Below are 15,368 nucleotides of genomic sequence, written 5' to 3' on the forward strand. Positions count from 1 at the left end.
GCAGCGCCGCCTACCAGTCGATGTCCTCATCGGGCTCGCGATGCAGACGCGCGCCCAGGCCGGTCAGCTTGCCCACGTAGTCCTCGTAGCCGCGATCGATGTGATGGATCTTGTGCACACGCGTGGTGCCCTCGGCGAAGATGCCCGCCAGGACGAGCGCCGCGCCGCAACGCAGGTCGGTCGCCTTGACGTCGGTGCCCTGGAGCCTGTCCACGCCGCTCACGATGGCATGATGGTCCTCGATAGTGACCTCGGCGCCCATGCGGCCGATCTCGTCGGCGAACATGAAGCGGTTCTCGAACACGTTCTCGGTGATGACGGAGTTGCCCTGCGCCACCGCCGCGAGCAGCATGAACTGCGCCTGGAGGTCGGTGGGAAAGCCAGGATGCGGCAGCGTCTGGATGTCGATGGCCTTGAGCGGGCCCTTGCGCGACACGGTGATCCAGTCATCGCCGATCTCGACCGCGCATCCCATGGCGGAAAGCTTCATGAGCGCCATGCGCAGGAAGCCGGGCTCGATGCCGCGCACGGTCACAGGGCCGCCCATCATGGCGCCGCCCACCAGGAACGTGCCGGCCTCGATGCGGTCGCCCACCGTGGTGTGCTCGCAGGGATGCAGGTCGGACAGGTCCACGCCCTCCACGATGATGGTGGGCGAACCGGCGCCCGACACCTTGGCGCCCATGGCGTTGAGCATGTCGGCGAGGTCCTCAATCTCGGGTTCGCGCGCAGCGTTCTCGATGATGGTCTGGCCCTTGGCGGTGACCGCGCACATCATGGTGTTCTCGGTGGCTCCCACGCTGGGGAAATCGAGCGCCACGTAAGCGCCGTGCAGGCCGTTGGGAGTAGTCGCGTTGATATAGCCGTGGTCAGTCTCGAAGTTCACGCCCAGCGCATGCATGCCAATCATATGCATGTCGATCTTGCGCGCGCCCAGGTTGCAGCCGCCCGGCATGGCAACACGGGCCTGGCCGAAACGTGCCACGAGCGGTCCCAGCACGGCGATGGAGGCGCGCATCTTGGACACGAGCTCATAGGGCGTTTCCCAGGTGTCGAGATCCTTGGTGTCCACCGTGAGCGAATGCCCTTCGCGCGAAACGCGGGCGCCCAGCTTTTCAAGCACCTTGGACATCACCGTGATATCGGAAATAAGGGGCACGTTGTGCAGCGTGGTTTCGCCCTGCCCCAGAATGGATGCGGCGATCAGCTTAAGCGCGGAGTTCTTCGCGCCGGAAATCTTCACTTCGCCCGTCAGCGGCGTGCCGCCTTCGACGACGATCATTTCTTTGGCCATTGGGAATCCCCCTTTGCATTCGCAATCATGCGGCATCTTCCTGCGGCGCGATGCCGCAGCGGAAACGATGCCTCGATACCCACCGGAAAGCGCCGTCATACGCCGGACGCATCCCAAGGGGCAATTTGGTCCGCCCGCTATTGTCCCAAAAACGAAAAAGAGGTTGAACCCCCAAGGCTCAACCTCCTCCAAAAACCATAGGGCGAAAATCGCGCCGCGCCCCGTACACGTCAAGCTTGCACAGCAAAAGCACCGCATGACCGCACGCAATGCACCGCACACATCAAACGACAGTAGGCAAACACCGCCCCGATGCCTGCAGACAAAAACCATCCGCGCCCTCAACCGGTCACGCGTTACACCGCTATCCCTCGTTCAAAATGGCGGGCATCACGTAATCGCGCGTGGGCGCGAACAGGTTTTCCATCTCATAGCGCCAACGCTCAGTATCGAGCTGCCAGGAGCCGTCGTCGGTCTGGTTGTAGTAGAACATCGCGTATTGGTAGCCAACGATCACGCCGCCGGGCACCTCATTCATATACACCATATCCTGCGCCTCGAGGAAAAGGTCATGCAGTTTTTGGGTGTCGTTGCGGTCGCCGCCGCCCTCGATATATTCCTGCACGAGGTATTCGTACGCGGTCTGGAACGGCAGACCTCCGATGCTCTCGAACCCGACGCCCACCTCAATCGATCCGTCATCCTGAGCGTAAACTCCTTCGATTGTGTATGTCACGCCATCGAGCTGCCACTTGGCATACTCCTCAGGGTCGATGCCGATGTCGGACAGCTGGAAACCGGTTGACGCCTGGAACTCCTCGTTCGACATCTGGGCGACTTCGGCGAGGCCTTCGGGCGTTTGGTTGACCCATGCGTCAAGACGCGGCTCAAGGTCCTGCCGTATCGCTTCCTCGGTTTCGGCGTCGGCCGCCCAGGACTCGCTGGAAGGAGCGTCACTGGAAGAATCGCTTGCGGAATCATCATATGTCGAGGAGGCAGAAGAGCTCGACGTGGAGTCGGCAATCGACGCCCCGCCCACCGCGGCAAGCAGCGAACAGCCGACGAACATCGTGAACACGAACGCGAGCGCCGAGAGGATGGAGCCGATGATGCCGCAGATCTTGCCTATCTTGGCCTTGGTATTCGGGCCATTCTGCTTCACGTAGGACGAAGCCAGAACGATGGCGACGATACCGAGCGCGAGTCCGAAAAGCGTGCCGGCGCACAGCACAATGGACAGGATGCCGCACACGAGCGCAGCGATTGCTTTGCCCTCGCTTCGAGGCTGCGCATAAGGCTGCCCGGGCTGAGCCGCATAAGGCTGACCAGGTTGCGGCGCGTAGGTCTGCCCAGGTTGAGGCTGAGAGCCAGCCGCCTGCCATGGCTGCTGAGGCTGGGGGCCGTTCGCCTGCCATGGCTGCTGCGGCTGACCCTGGTTGGGCTGGAAGCCATACGGCTGCGCAGGCTGTGCCGGCTGCTGCGGCTGTGCAGGTTGTTGCGGTTGCGCAGGCTGTGCGCACGCAGCGGGCTGCACGGGCTGCTGTGCCTGCGGTTGCGCCTGTTGCTGCGGCTGTTGAGGCTGACTGGGCGTTTCATTGGTTTCGGGATTCGTCGGATTGACGGGCGTATCGGTCATAATCGTCCCCTCTCATGGCTGACGAGAAAGCGGCACGTCGCTGATGGCGAACATAGCGTCACAGCGTGACATAATTATATCGCCGCAAGAAAACCCTCTTCGTAAAATATTACCCCTGTTTGGCATCCAAACCCCAGGCCCGTGCAAGCCATTGGGCCGAATCTCTTCTATCTTTAGCAGGCTTCGTTTACGCGTAGGCTACAATCAGCAGCGACCACGAATCGTGCCACGCGACACATCGGAGGGAGAACCCATGGAATTCAGAGCCATGCGACGCAAGACGCAGGAACTTGATCGAGAATCGACCGCAGAGATTCTTGCACGCGGAACGTCAGGCGTGCTGGCAGTGGCAGGAGACGACGGCTATCCCTACGCCGTGCCCTTGAGCTACGCGTACGACCCAGAGCGAAACCGCATCGTATTCCACAGCGCAAAGACAGGCCACAAGATCGATGCGTTGCTGCACGAGCCCAAAGCTTCGTTCTGCGTTATCGACCAAGACATCGTGGAGCCTCAGAAGTTCACGACCTTCTTCCGCAGCGCCATCGCATTCGGATGCGTACGCATCATCGAGGACGAGAGCGAGAAACGCGACGCCATCAGGCTCCTGAACCGCCGCTACGCCCCCGCCATGCCCCAGGAGGCCGAAGACAAAGAAATTGATGCTTTCTGGAAATCGCTCCTCATGTTCGAACTCAATATCGAGCACCTCACCGGCAAAGAGGCCATCGAGCTCGTTCGCGCCCGAACTCCTCGCCAGTAAGAAACGAGAGGCGGGACTTCGGCCAAGCAAAGTCACTCATAGACAAAGGACGGAACCTCGATCAAGCAGAGCCATTCGGAAACAAGGCGAGTCGTTTCAGGCAAGCAAATCTTCGAAGATACAAAGAAGGGGCCGTGAGGCCCCTTCTGCATGTCGCGCTTCCATGCGCGGTTGACGCGCGCCCGATTGTATTTGGCATCGCCGTGCGCACCGTGCCCGCATGCGAACCCGTTATAACGCGGCTTCTTGGCAAGCGTTGCCTCTTCGGCAGACAAATGCCACACCGCCCCGCGCTTAGGCACGCGTTTCGCTTTCTTAGACATGACCCCACCTCCCTTCGAATCGCTCCTCGCATAACACGTCAAATTTATCGAATTACGAACTCCATGTACAACATATTTGGTGAAAAACGCCATTATTTTCGAGTTGCGAACTCCCATTAATCGATGAAAAGCCTTTGCGGAGGCCAATTGCATTTGGAAACCGCGTTTTTCATATCGCTGCCGAGCCAAAGAGATAGTCTTACCGCGCCGAAGCGCCTCCAAAGCTCCTTCAACGAAGGGATTCCCTTGTACACAGAGTTCGCAACTCAAAATAATTGGCGTTTTTTGAATAAATACGTGCACATGCGCAGGGTCGGCCCAGCAGGCAACCCTCGAGACGTGGCATGAAACAGCGAAAGCCGCCCTCGCACCGGAGATTCGTGGGCTCTCGGAGGCGAAGCGTACTTCGCGCGCACTTCCAGATCCATCAAAAACAGCGAGACGCGACGAGGTGCCGAAGATAGCCCCGTCATGCGGCCGAGCGTACTTCGTACGCATCGAAGAATAAAGGCTATGTCAGACGACCAGAGCTTTCAAGCTTCGAGGCACGGAACGAAACAGCGAGGCCCGCTCCAGTGCCGGAGATTCGTGGGGTTTCGGAAGCGAAGCGTACTTCGTACGCGAGCTTCCGAAAGCGCGCGAAGAATCGGTGCTGGAGCGGGCCGCAGCGTCGTATCGTTTAATACGAAAAAGGCCGTTCGGAAGAACGGCCTTAAAAACTACTCACCCAGGGCGAAGCGCTTGAAGTCGACGACCTTGATGGTGCCGCCGAGCTTCTTGGCAACAGCGTCGGTGTACTGAGCGACGGACTGGTCGGGGTCCTTCACGAAGGCCTGCTCGGTGAGGCACTGCTCCTTGAAGAACTTCTCCAGACGACCCGTGGCGATCTTCTCCTGAATGGCCTCGGGCTTGCCGGACTCAGCAGCCTGAGCCTTGTAGATGCCCATCTCGTGCTCGACCACGGCGGGGTCAACCTGCTCGCGGTTAGCGGCGATCGGGGAAACCGCGGCCACCTGCATAGCAACGTCGCGGCCGTACTGCTTGAACTCGTCGGAGGTCACGTCGATGCCGTCGACGTCGAAGGCAACCAGAACGCCGATCTTGCCACCCATGTGGATGTAGGAAGAAACAGCGCCGGCCTCTTCCACGGCGAAGCGAGCGAGCTGGGTGTTCTCACCCATCACGTGGATGCAGTCGGTGATGACAGCCTCGACGGTCTCGCCGTCGACCTCGGCAGCCTTGAGGGCGTCCATGTCGGCGGGCTTGGCGGCGATGGCAGCACGGGCGATCTTCTCGGCGTAGGCCTTGAACTTCTCGTTCATGCCCACGAAGTCGGTCTCGCAGTTGAGCTCGACCACAGCGCCGGTCTTGCCGTCCTCGGAGACCAGAGCCATGACGGTGCCCTCGTTGGTGGCACGGCCGGCCTTCTTGGCGACGGCGGCCAGACCACGGGTGCGCAGCACGTCGACGGCCTTGTCCATATCGCCTTCGGCCTCGGTGAGCGCCTTCTTGCACTCCATCATGCCGGCACCGGTCATCTCGCGCAGTTCCTTAACCATAGCGGCGGTAATAGCCATGTTTGGATTCCTTTTCTCTTCGAAAATTACGCGGGCGTTTTCTCAAACGAGCCGCCCAGACTTGCGATCCGGGCGGCACTGCTCACAAGCGGTTCGCTATTCGGCAGCGGGAGCCTCGGCAGCAGCCTCAGCCTCGCCAGCCTGAGCGAGCATCTCCTCCTCGAGCACGGGAGCGCCGGTGGCGGCGATCACGGCGTCGGCGATGAAGGTGGACAGCAGCTTGACGGAGCGGATGGCGTCGTCGTTGGCGGGGATGCCGTACTCGACGTCATCGGGGTCGCAGTTGGTGTCCAGGGTGCCCACCACAGGGATGCCCAGGCGCTTGGCCTCCTTGATGGCCAGCTGCTCGCGGTTGGTGTCCACGACGAAGATGGCGTCGGGGATCTTCTTCATGTTGCGGATGCCGTTGAGGTTGGTCTGCAGCTTGGCGAGCTCCTTGCGCAGGATGATCTGCTCCTTCTTAGGCAGAACCTCCATGCGGCCGTCGGTCTCCATGGCCTCGAGCTCCTCCATGCGGGCCACGCGGGAGCGGATGGTCACAAAGTTGGTGAGCATGCCGCCCAGCCAACGGGCGTTCACGTAGGGCATGCCGCAGCGGTCGGCCTCGGCGGCGATGGCCTCCTGGGCCTGCTTCTTGGTGCCCACGAACAGCACGGTGCCGCCCTTGGCAGCGGTCTGCTCCACGAAGGTATAGGCCTGGTCCATGCCGATGAGGGTCTGCTTGAGATCAAGGATGTAGATGTCGCCGCGGCTGCCGAAGATGTTCGGCTTCATTTTGGGGTTCCAGCGGCGGGTCTGATGACCGAAGTGGGCGCCTGCCTCGAGCAGGGTCTTGATGCTGACTTTCGTCATTGCACTCTCCATTCGTTAAGCCTCTGCCTGCGGTCTTCCCCGTGCTCGCAGCCTTTTTCGGGTGGCCACTCGCGAGCGTGGGTCGCGCAAGCATGTGATAAATAGAAACCGTTGCATTATAGCGCCTGGCCGCGTGCGCGCAAGAGGGAATTTTGCGGCTTTACAGCGACTTCGCAAAGCCAAGCCAAAATAAGGAGTCGGCCGGGTGCGCATCATGGCGCCCATCCTTGCCCCGTTCCCGTCCGCGCCTGCCTATGTTTGCCAAAGCCTATCCATGCCTATCCATGCCTATCCATGTTTGCCCGCTCCCGTCCGCACTCGCCTATGCTCGCCGCACCCGCGTATACGCCACGCTTTTGCGCGCCGCGCCCGCGTAGGCGCCCTCGTGCTCGCTGCACCTCCGCCCTCGCAAGCCCAACTGTGGACAGCCCCTTGCTCACAGAACGAACAGTAGCGCGTAAAGCCCGAGCATTGCGGCCAGACCGGCAACGTTGGCGCAAGCGAACTCCCTCATGAACGCCCCCGCACGCGCGCCGGGCGTATGCATGTACAGCCTGAACGCGATGAGGCTTGCAAGCGACGCGATGGGCGTACCCAAGCCGCCCAAGTCGACGCCCAGAAGAAGCGAATGCCAGTTGTCGGTGAAACCCGCAAGCAGCACGGCAGCGGGAACATTGCTTATCACCTGGCTCGCCGCGACGCTGGTAAGCAGCGGATGCGCGTCCATTAGCCCTCGCAAGCAATCCGACACCGCCGGGATATGGGCGATGTTGCCAGAGAACACGAAAAAGCACACGAACGTGCCCAGAAGGCCGTAGTCGACCTGCTTAAACGTCTTTCGATCAAACGCGAGCAAGGCAACTAGCACCACAACCAGCAGCACCTGGTACGAAAGCACGCGCGCCACGCACAGAAGGCACAGCGCAAACAGTGCCAGGTGGAACGCGAACCGCCTCCTGGCGATGCGCGTCTCGTCGCAGGGGATGCGCACGCTGACGGGACTCTTCCCTAGCGCTAAGCACGCCGCACCGAGCAGCACGAACGTGAGCAGCGCGAACGGAAGCAGCGCCGCGAAGAAATCCATGAGCCCGATATGAAAATGCGTGTAAATAAAGAGATTCTGCGGATTACCCACCGGCGTAACCATGCCGCCCAGATTGGCGGCGATCGCCTGCAGCACGCACACGCGCACGATAAGATCAGCCCGGCCGGCGGCGCCAAGCGCCATGATGGCGAAGGGCACGAACGCGATAAGCGACACATCGTTCGTCACGAGCATGGAGGCGAAAAACGGCAGCATCACAAGGATGAATGCCACGACGCGCACCGATTCGCCCCGAGCAAGCAGCTTTGCCGCGCACCACGAAAACAAGCCGCACTCTTTAAGGCCCGCGACGGTCGCCATGAGGCAAAACAGGAGCACGATAACGCGCACGTCAACGGAGGCAGTCACCTGGGCGGCGTCGAACGGCACGAACGCGAACGAAACGGCCGCGCACAGAAAAGCGATGCACAGCACCGCTTCGCGTCGTAAGAATGAAATGATTCCGTCAAGCATGCCGAACATTATATATAAGAAAACGCCCCGATGCTCAAGGATGCCGGCAAGCCGGCGCAAGGCTCAACGCCTCCTACCTCCATGTTTTCCTGACGGAAACACAGCCGTTCCTCACTGGAAACATGCTCGTCACCCGCACGAAACGGAATCGTCCCCCTTCTGCAACAAGCGCGCAACTACGGCGAAACAGGCCGCGCATAAGCTGATACCAAGCGGGTCATACAAATGAAGCAGAGAAAGGACCGTCCATGACTGCATTAGAGGAGCGCTTCGGCACCATGGTCTTCTCGGACCACATGATGAAGAAGTATCTGCCATCGGATGTGTACAAACAGCTCAACCGCACCATCAAGGAGGGAGAACCGCTCGCGCTCGACGTGGCGAACGCCGTGGCTCACGCCATGAAGGAGTGGGCGCTCGAGCGCGGCGCCACGCACTACGCGCACTGGTTCCAACCGCTTTCATGCATCACGTCCGAGAAGCACGACGGATTCCTGGAGCCCGTGGGCGACGGCACCGCCATCGCCAAGTTCAGCGGCAAGGAACTCGTGCAAGGCGAGCCCGACGCGTCGAGTTTCCCCAACGGCGGCCTGCGCGCAACCTTCGAGGCGCGCGGCTACACCGCATGGGACCCCACTTCTCCGGCGTTCATCAAGGACGAGGTGCTGTGCATCCCCACCGCGTTTTGCTCTTACACCGGCGAGGCGCTGGACAAGAAGACGCCGCTTTTGCGCTCCATGGCCGCCATCGACGCGCAGGCCAAGCGCGTGCTGGCGCTGTTCGGCAAGCACCCGCGTTCGGTCACGCCCACCATCGGCAACGAGCAGGAGTATTTCCTGATTCCCGAGGATGACTACGCCAAGCGTCAGGACCTGATTATGACGGGCCGCACGCTGTTCGGCGCGCCGCCGTGCAAGGGCCAGGAGCTCGAGGAGCACTACTTCGGCGCCATCCGCCCCACGGTGAACGCGTTCATGAAGGAGCTCGACGACGCATTGTGGGCCATGGGCATTCCCGCCAAGACCAAGCATAACGAGGTCGCGCCCGCCCAGCACGAGCTCGCGCCGGTGTTCGCCAACGCCAACGTGGCAGTGGACCAGAACCTCCTCATCATGGAGGAAATGCGCCTTCTGGCCAGCCACCACGGCCTGGTGTGCCTGCAGCATGAGAAGCCGTTCGAGGGCATCAACGGAAGCGGCAAGCACAACAACTGGTCGCTTGCCACCGAAAGCGCCAACCTGCTCGACCCCGGCGACACCCCCGAGGACAACCTGCAGTTCCTGGTGTTCCTCGCCTGCATCATCGAGGCGGTGGACGACTATCAGGACCTGCTGCGCATGAGCGTTGCCACCTGCGGAAATGACCATCGCCTGGGCGCGAACGAGGCGCCGCCGGCTATCATCTCCATCTTCCTGGGCGATCAGCTGCAAGAGATCGTGGACAAGATCGTCGCCGGCGCGCCCGCCCCGCACGCCACGCATACGCTGATCGATTTTGGCGTCGACGTGCTGCCCAACCTGCAGCGCGATGCCACCGACCGCAACCGCACCAGCCCCTTCGCGTTCACGGGCAACAAGTTCGAGTTCCGCATGCCGGGGTCGGCCGTGAACGTGTCCGATGCCAACATGGTGCTCGACACCGCCGTGGCCAAGTCGCTCAAGAGCTTCGCCGACGCGCTGGAAGACGTGCCCGCCGACGAATTCCCCTCCGCGGCGCTCGCCTACATCAAGCAGACGCTCACCGATCACCATCGCATCCTGTTCGCCGGCAACGGCTATTCCGAGGAATGGCACGAGGAGGCCGAGCGCCGCGGCCTGGCAAACCTGCCCACAACCGCCGACGCGCTGCCGTGTTTCGTGGCACCCAAGAACCTGGAGCTCTTCAAGGAGATGGGCGTGCTCTCCGAGACCGAGGCGCGCAGCCGCTACGAGGTCAAGCTGGAGAAATACTGCAAGCGCATGAACATCGAGGCCAACACGATGGAGCGCATGGCGCGTCGCACGTATCTGCCGCAGGTGAGCGCCTATGCCACCAAGATCGCCAAGGGCATCGACACCATCGTTCGGGTTGCGCCGGCGGCACCGATGGAGGATGAGCAGCGCGAACTCGACATGCTGACGCGGGGCGTGCACGCCATCTATGAGAGCCTTGACGCGCTTGCCTCCATTCACGCCGTCGCCGAGACGCAGGAGGATTTCCAGGAGCGCGCCAACGTGTACGCGCACGAGGTGGCTCCCGCGATGAGCGAGCTGCGCGCCACCGTCGACGCGATGGAGCGCATCGTAGCGGCCGACTACTGGCCCGTCCCCACCTACGACGACATGCTGTTCTACTGCTAACACCGCAGCGGGGGGCGTTGCCAGCAATCGGCAACCGCCCCGCTCTCTTCCCTAAGTTTTCCCGTCATTTTGACGCTAAAACACGCCCATTATGGCAAAAATAACGTCAAAATGACGGGATTTGTATGGCGGTATCAGCCAAAGCTAATTTTCGTGCGCCACGCATGTGATTGTCATGGCCTCAAAGGCGGAACGCAACCGCTCGAAACGCTGCTCGTCGTATCCCAGCCGATCAATCTCAGCAATGTCAATCTGGTCTTTCGGGCGGTCGCTGCAAACCTTTGCAGCGCGACACGCCTCAAGCGTTGAACTCCCTATCTTCCCACCATCAGGCAAAACGCGCTTCTCGATATAGTCTTTCTCATCGATGCCTTCGATGTCGGCGGCAAACAACGCCTCAAAACCATCGGCGCACAGCAGCGAGGCATTGCGCTGGTGCAACGTGCGCCCTTCAAAATAGAACGGGCAAAAGCTTACGATCACGCCATCGATTAAAGCGTGCACTCCGTAGTCGGCACGGGCCGCATTGCATCGCAAATTTTGGGAATCAAGAGCGGCGGCGTACAATCCCGATTCCATCAACCACCTTCGCACAGTCGGCATGGCATCAATCGGAACAGTAAAATCTACATCGCCGTGCAATCGTGGCGAATTGCCCCCGGAGGCCATCCAGGGCACAAGCCCTCCTACGAGAAAAACGGCATCTTTGATACAAGAGTCCGTTAGAACGCGCAACGCCGCATCGCGAGCCAAAGCATAAGAGACATCCGGGTTATAACAATCGTTATGCAGCATGATTATTCCTCTTTCCATTTCGAGCGCAGAAACCAAGGCGCGTCTTGCGCCTTCGCATTCGTTCTTTTCATCGAATTGGCTAGAGGACTGTTGTCACGAGCATCTCCTTTGCCGAACTTACTTATGCCATTTTACCAGATTAAGGCACTAGTTTCTCTTTTCCTGCTCCAAAGACATGATGAGCGCAAGCAACAGGCGGAGCCAAGCAGAAGGCGCCCTCTGGCCCGTACGGCAGGCGAGATACTCAAACGCTCACCCATGCCCAGCGGGCGAATAGCTCTCAGCCTCCCACAATGGATGAGGTGCCCTCACAATGCTCCGAATCAGAACCGTTGTCGGTTCAAACAAAGAAGAGCATCGGTGGACTCTTAGAGTTCTACGGCAATCTGATGAAAATCCAGTAAAAGGCCGAAGACAACCTCGGCGAGGTTTTGCCAGGATCAACGTGGATCAAGAAGGAATTCGAGCAAGTTTCGGGCAAGATTGCGGCAAGGTTTTCGCAAGGGTTCGGCAAGGTTTGCATGGTAGGGTATTTCTAGAAAGCCGAAGGTTGCAACCTTATGATTTCCCAGATCGGAGGCCTCATGCACCGTTTCGTCACCGAACGCATCGATTCTTTGCTAACTGAGGCAGAGGCGCGTCAATCGTGCCTCGCACCACTCAATCGAGCAGATAAGAGCGCCTTGCAGAAATACCTAAGATCCGACCTTGTCCGCTCTCCCCATCGCAGCCTTTATGCCCGCACCGATACATGGAGCAGCCTTTCACCGAACGACCGCGCGCTTTGGATGGCGCGAGGACTGCACACCCTTCATCCTGAATGGGTGTTTAGCTTTTATACCGCAGCAGCCCTTCATGGCCTCTACGTGCCAAACCGCCTGCTCAATCAAATCCATGTCGCCCATATTGGCCCCACCTGCCAAAAGAGCCGAGGCATCATCGTGCATCACTGTAAGAAAGAGCTTGAGCCTGCATACGTGCAAGGAATTCCCGTAACACCCCTCTTGGAAACAACGATAGATTGTCTCTTTCGCTTAAGCTTGACCGAAGGGCTGCCCATAGCCGATTCGGCTCTACGCAACCTCGATATAAGCAAACGGCAGTTTCTCGACCTTATTGAATCAAGCGGCCAATACGGAGCGTTTAAAGCATCCAAAATCGCCCTACACGCTAACCCCCTAAGCGAAAGTGGCGGCGAATCAATGGCACGGGCTGTCATGATCGAGGAGGGATTCGCACTGCCCGAACTACAAGCGCCAATCCCCCATCCCCTCTACAAAGGAAGAACGTACAGGGTTGATTTCCTTTGGCGATTGAGCGGTCAATCCGATGTCGCAGGAGAATTCGACGGAATGGTGAAGCTCGAAGATGAGCAGATGCTCAAAAACCACAGCGTTCTGCAGACGCTGCGCCAAGAACGCAACCGAGAGGCCGCCCTCACCTCAACCGGCCTACGCGTCATGAGATTCACCTACGATGACGTGCGACTCGGGCTCCCCCTTGTTACGCTCATGAACCACTATGGCATTCCCCACGTTGCTTAAGCATGCAGTTATCCCGTCATTTTGACGCTGTTTTTGCCTCCATTGGCGAGTTTTAGCGTCAAAATGACGGGATTTGTTTGAGAAAGCGGGCCGAATGTGGCGTGACAAGCTCCGACCTACGTATAGAGGTTGGCGTAGGGGCGGGAGGTGGCGGGGCGCAGGCGGACGAACTCGTCTGTTGCCGATGCATTGGCGTGGCCGTCTGCGGCCCTGAAATCGTCTGCAAAGGCAGCGTTGTATTCGCCGAGGAGGCGCGCGAGGATGGCGCGATCCTGTTCGTCGACGGGCTCCTGCACCACGCCATCAGGCACATCGCACTCATCGAGCGCATGGCGGAGATAGATCACACCGCCGTGCATGCCGCGCGCGACATACGGGCCAGCGTGTCCGAGCAGCACGATGATGCCGCCCGCCATGTATTCACCGAGAAAGCTGCCCGCATCGCCACCGATCACGATGACGGGTCGATGTGCGCCGAACTCCTTCATATGGATGCCCACGCGCCACCCGCAACCGTCGCGCACGAGGATGCGGCCGCCACGCATGCCGTACCCCGCCGCGTCGCCCACGCGCCCATGGATGACGATATCGCCGTGGTTCATGGTGTTTGCCACCTGGTCCTGAGCGTTGCCGAACACCTCGATGGAGCCGCCGTCCATGTAGCACGCCATGTCGTTTCCGGGAACGCCGTGGATCTCGAGCCGCTTGCCCGCCGGCATGCCGCAGCCAAGATAGCGCTGGGCGAACACGTCGCGCAGCTCAACGGTATCGGTGGCGTCGAGCGCGGCGCGCACGGCCTCGTTGGCCTCTTTGAAATGGGCGGTGCCGAGCGTGACGACCGCCTTGCTGTTTTCGATGGATGTCATCATGATTGGGCACCTTCTTTCGGAGAGCACGAGCCGGCCGGGACCCGGTCGCATTGCATGGAGGAGGAGTCCACAGGGGTTCCGGGGGTTCCGCATGTGCCGGCCGCAGTCGAAGCGGATGCTGCAGCGGTATCGCGCGGCCAGCCGTTTCTCTGACGGTTGGAGGGATATCCTTTATGGAGCCTCGCCCAGCGCGCATCCTTCGCAAAATCGAGATTCTGCGGCGCGCGGTCGAATACGGAGGCGTCAAGCGACGCGAGAGTCGCTTCGTTTTCGATCATAGCAGTGTAGACGCCCGCTCCTTCGGGACGGTTGAGCAGCACGTACCCGACGAGTTTGCCGTCACGCGCGACGAATTTCGCATAGGCATCGCCATCCTCCACAGCGTATGACCTATATACGGCATCGGCGTCGCAACCCTCCCCCAGAAGCTGCGCGAAGCTTTCCGCATGCGCCGTCTCGTCTTCTGGCGGGTTGATGATCCCCGAGGTCAGAAGCGATATGTCGTAGAAATCGACCGCATTGATAGCGAACGAGTCCACAAATGCGGGCGCATCGGCCACACCCGCCATATGCAACGCAGCAATCCGTCCCTGCTCCACGGCGTTCGGCCACAGCGCAAGCGGACGCTGCGCTCCGGTGAGGCGATCGGTCACCTGCGTCACGTCGCCCGCCGCATACACATCGGGAAGCGTCGTCTGCAAATCGGTACCCGTCACCAGGCCCCTGCCCTGCTCTGCGCCCGCCTCGACCGCAAGCGCCGATGCCGGTCGCACGCCCACCGCCACAACCACCATGTCGCAGGGCAAGTCTTCGCCGGTGGTCAGGCGCGCATGGGTCACGCGGTCGCCCTCGCCCAGAAGCGCCTCGGCGCTCACGCCCGGCCGGCACTCGATGCCGCGCTGCAAGAGCATGCGCGCCACCATGCCCGCGCCTTCAGCATCGAGCACGGCGGGAAGAATGCGCTTGTTGCGCTCGAACACCACCACGTCATCCACGTGGTGCGAAAGGGCCTCGGCAGCCTTCAGCCCGATAAGGCCGCCGCCAACCACCACCGCGCGGCTCTCCCTGCCCTCGGCATGGGCGCGCTCGGTGGCCTCGATCGCATCTTCCCAGGCGCCCAGCGCGTCGTCGAGCGTCATGAAGCGGTGCACGTTGGAGCGCCCCTCCATGTCCTCGATGTCGGGCACAAACGCCACGCTTCCGGTAGCGAGCAGGCATTTCCCGTACGCGATCACGCAGCCATCCACGCAGGCGGCCTCATGGACAACGGGGTCGAGCTTGACCACTTTATGGTCTGGCCCGAACAGGGTCTTTATGCCGCGCGACGCGTAGAAATCGTCACTCTTGTAGCCAAGATGGGCGCCATCGGTTTTGCCTTCGAGCAGATACGAGATAAGCGGACGGCCATACGCGGGATACGGCTCGTCGGACACCATGAGGATGCGCGCCTGCCCGTCGCACGCCCGCAGCGTTTCCGCCGCAGCGATGCCGGCGGCAGAGTTGCCGATAATCAGGTAGTCGGCTGAAAGCCGGTCCTCGTGCGTCGCCGGCATCGTTGCGACCAAAGAGGCAACAGAGCCAGCGATTGCCTCCTTCGTCGTGGCGATCCTTGCGGAAGCTTCCGATGCGTATGAAGCCTCCGAATCGCATGAAACGCTCGTGTCCAAAGAGCCAAACGGGGCATCGGCGGCGCGAGAAGAGACAGCGACCTTGGAAAGGTCTGGGGCGAGCGACGCTTCAGTCGAAGCCGAACCCGCGGGAACACATGCCGAACCCGCGGGAGCGAATGCCGAACCCGCGGGAACACATGCCGAATTG

At 60.7% G+C, this 15,368-nt stretch carries 12 protein-coding genes; 3 read left to right on the plus strand and 9 right to left on the minus strand.

What is annotated here, in order from left to right; all coding sequences use genetic code 11:
- Positions 1-10 precede the first annotated feature (10 nt).
- Positions 11-1,294 (minus strand): UDP-N-acetylglucosamine 1-carboxyvinyltransferase, encoded by a 1,284-nt coding sequence (gene murA, locus Q0J60_RS00450; RefSeq protein WP_294438227.1) that lies wholly within the window; start codon positions 1,292-1,294, stop codon positions 11-13.
- Positions 1,295-1,658: 364 nt separating this feature from the next.
- Positions 1,659-2,930, minus strand: a complete 1,272-nt coding sequence (locus Q0J60_RS00455; RefSeq protein ID WP_294438230.1) for a hypothetical protein — start codon at positions 2,928-2,930, stop codon at positions 1,659-1,661.
- 253 nt (positions 2,931-3,183) lie between these two features.
- Between Q0J60_RS00455 and Q0J60_RS00460 the strand changes: the two genes are divergently transcribed.
- Complete coding sequence (locus tag Q0J60_RS00460) at positions 3,184-3,693, plus strand: pyridoxamine 5'-phosphate oxidase family protein (RefSeq protein WP_294438232.1); 510 nt, start codon at positions 3,184-3,186, stop codon at positions 3,691-3,693.
- A 32-nt stretch (positions 3,694-3,725) separates the two neighbouring features.
- Here Q0J60_RS00460 and Q0J60_RS00465 read toward each other — a convergent pair whose 3' ends face one another.
- From Q0J60_RS00465 to Q0J60_RS00480, 4 genes are all read right to left on the minus strand, one after another.
- The gene (locus Q0J60_RS00465; RefSeq protein WP_294438233.1) at positions 3,726-4,016 is read right to left on the minus strand and encodes a hypothetical protein; all 291 of its coding nucleotides are present in this window, start codon (positions 4,014-4,016) and stop codon (positions 3,726-3,728) included.
- Positions 4,017-4,735: 719 nt separating this feature from the next.
- Positions 4,736-5,593: a translation elongation factor Ts gene (gene tsf, locus Q0J60_RS00470; RefSeq protein WP_294438234.1), complete on the minus strand. Its 858-nt coding sequence runs from the start codon at positions 5,591-5,593 to the stop codon at positions 4,736-4,738.
- 96 nt (positions 5,594-5,689) lie between these two features.
- Positions 5,690-6,445, minus strand: coding sequence for a 30S ribosomal protein S2 (gene rpsB / locus Q0J60_RS00475; protein WP_294438235.1), 756 nt, complete (start codon positions 6,443-6,445; stop codon positions 5,690-5,692).
- A 436-nt stretch (positions 6,446-6,881) separates the two neighbouring features.
- The gene (locus Q0J60_RS00480; protein WP_294438236.1) at positions 6,882-8,012 is read right to left on the minus strand and encodes an SLC13 family permease; all 1,131 of its coding nucleotides are present in this window, start codon (positions 8,010-8,012) and stop codon (positions 6,882-6,884) included.
- A 239-nt stretch (positions 8,013-8,251) separates the two neighbouring features.
- Here Q0J60_RS00480 and Q0J60_RS00485 point away from each other — a divergent pair, with 239 nt between their 5' ends.
- Positions 8,252-10,342, plus strand: coding sequence for a glutamine synthetase III (locus Q0J60_RS00485; RefSeq protein WP_294438237.1), 2,091 nt, complete (start codon positions 8,252-8,254; stop codon positions 10,340-10,342).
- 144 nt (positions 10,343-10,486) lie between these two features.
- Here Q0J60_RS00485 and Q0J60_RS00490 read toward each other — a convergent pair whose 3' ends face one another.
- On the minus strand, positions 10,487-11,137 hold the full coding sequence (locus Q0J60_RS00490) for a hypothetical protein (RefSeq protein ID WP_294438238.1): 651 nt from the start codon (positions 11,135-11,137) through the stop codon (positions 10,487-10,489).
- Positions 11,138-11,697: 560 nt separating this feature from the next.
- Between Q0J60_RS00490 and Q0J60_RS00495 the strand changes: the two genes are divergently transcribed.
- On the plus strand, positions 11,698-12,681 hold the full coding sequence (locus Q0J60_RS00495; protein ID WP_294438239.1) for a hypothetical protein: 984 nt from the start codon (positions 11,698-11,700) through the stop codon (positions 12,679-12,681).
- A gap of 116 nt (positions 12,682-12,797) precedes the next feature.
- On the opposite strand, the gene Q0J60_RS00500 is transcribed toward Q0J60_RS00495, so the two are convergent.
- Both Q0J60_RS00500 and Q0J60_RS00505 read right to left on the minus strand, forming a co-directional pair.
- A complete protein-coding gene (locus Q0J60_RS00500) occupies positions 12,798-13,550 on the minus strand; it encodes a glutamate synthase (RefSeq protein WP_294438240.1) in 753 nt (250 codons plus the stop codon).
- Positions 13,547-15,103, minus strand: a complete 1,557-nt coding sequence (locus Q0J60_RS00505) for an NAD(P)/FAD-dependent oxidoreductase (protein WP_294438241.1) — start codon at positions 15,101-15,103, stop codon at positions 13,547-13,549. Before Q0J60_RS00505 ends, Q0J60_RS00500 begins: the two co-directional genes overlap by 4 nt.
- Positions 15,104-15,368: the final 265 nt, after the last annotated feature.

The organism is uncultured Slackia sp., from assembly GCF_944321625.1.
In the GTDB taxonomy this organism is placed as follows: Bacteria; Actinomycetota; Coriobacteriia; order Coriobacteriales; family Eggerthellaceae; genus Slackia.